The organism is Methylococcus capsulatus str. Texas = ATCC 19069, assembly GCF_000424685.1.
GTDB classification, from domain to species: domain Bacteria; phylum Pseudomonadota; class Gammaproteobacteria; order Methylococcales; family Methylococcaceae; genus Methylococcus; species Methylococcus capsulatus.
The window spans coordinates 1-1,090 of the sequence record NZ_AUKJ01000015.1; the positions used below are offsets into that span (position 1 = coordinate 1).

Genomic DNA, 1,090 nt, shown 5'->3' on the forward strand with positions numbered 1-1,090 from the left:
GCTGAGGCAAACTACTATCGTCGGCTCGCCGACAGAACCGTGGAAACCACTTAACTCAAACCATACAGCCTCCACAGAACCCGGGGCGATTCAGGGGCACAAGGGGACTGGGTAATGTGGTGGTGTCTCTGGTCTCCGGCATGGCGATGGAGTCAAAGCATTACCAAAGGTGCTGGGTCTAAGCTGGCGCCAAAGCGCCACGACTGCGCTTTTGGCTGTCCGGCTAAATACAGCATTGGGTATAAGAAATTTTTTCGGAGGAAATTATATGAACCCATGGGTAGCACTGAAAGCTGATACGTACCGCCAATATGGTCGGTTTAGTTATGGTTTGTTACTCAAGGGAGTCTTTACGAAAAGGACATTTCGCGTTGCCGTAACCATGAGGATATGCCAGGGGCTTGCTGAGTCCTATGGTTTTTTTAAGTTATTGTTACCGATTTTTCAATTATTGCATCGCTTTGCAACACATAGCGCGGCGATGGATTTGTCTTGGCGTACAGACATTGGAGCGGGCATCGCTCTTACGCATGGGTGGGGGCTTGTTGTAACTTCCAAGGCCAAGATTGGCAATAACGTGACGTTATTTCATGGCGTTACTCTAGGAAGCCGCGACAGGATTTCTCGCAATGGTGAGCGCCTTTCGGAGTATCCAATTCTTGAGGATGAGGTCTGGGTTGGTCCTCATGCGATCATCATTGGGGGTGTCACAATAGGGCGAGGAAGTAGGATTGCCGGAGGGGCTTTTGTCATGGAAAGCGTTCCGCCTTGTTCGGTCGTTGCCGGCAATCCGTCCGCAATCGTAAAGTGTAACTGCACTCCAGATGTCATGAATCGCGCTCCGGTTTGAAACGGCGGTTCAAGCCCGCAAGGGATACGCTGACGAAGAAAGCGCATGATCACCAGTCAGGAGAGCATATGCCGGCGGCACGCGGATTGATTGCAATGGGGATGGCAGCGTCGCCCGGATTTTTTTGGGCCGGTGGTGGTGGATCCAGGGCTGTTCAATGCTGAAAAATTGATGTAAGAAGTCAAGATTTTCAAAGAGGTTCCCGTTGTCCGCCCTGAAACAGGGCCTGCTGGCCATTCC

At 51.5% G+C, this 1,090-nt stretch carries 2 protein-coding genes; one reads left to right on the forward strand and one right to left on the reverse strand.

The genetic code is table 11. The features are described 5' to 3' along the window. Positions 1-268 precede the first annotated feature (268 nt). Positions 269-850, forward strand: coding sequence for a serine acetyltransferase (locus H156_RS16600; RefSeq protein ID WP_081504001.1), 582 nt, complete (start codon positions 269-271; stop codon positions 848-850). Positions 851-859: 9 nt separating this feature from the next. Here the strand turns inward: H156_RS16600 and H156_RS17295 are convergent. Next, the coding region (locus H156_RS17295) for a hypothetical protein (protein ID WP_211221987.1) at positions 860-1,090 on the reverse strand (231 nt) is incomplete at its 5' end.

Coding starts and splice junctions, on each gene's coding strand:
- H156_RS16600 (WP_081504001.1), top strand. CDS start 269: ATGAACCCATGGGTAGCACTGAAAGCTGATACGTACCGCCAATATGGT.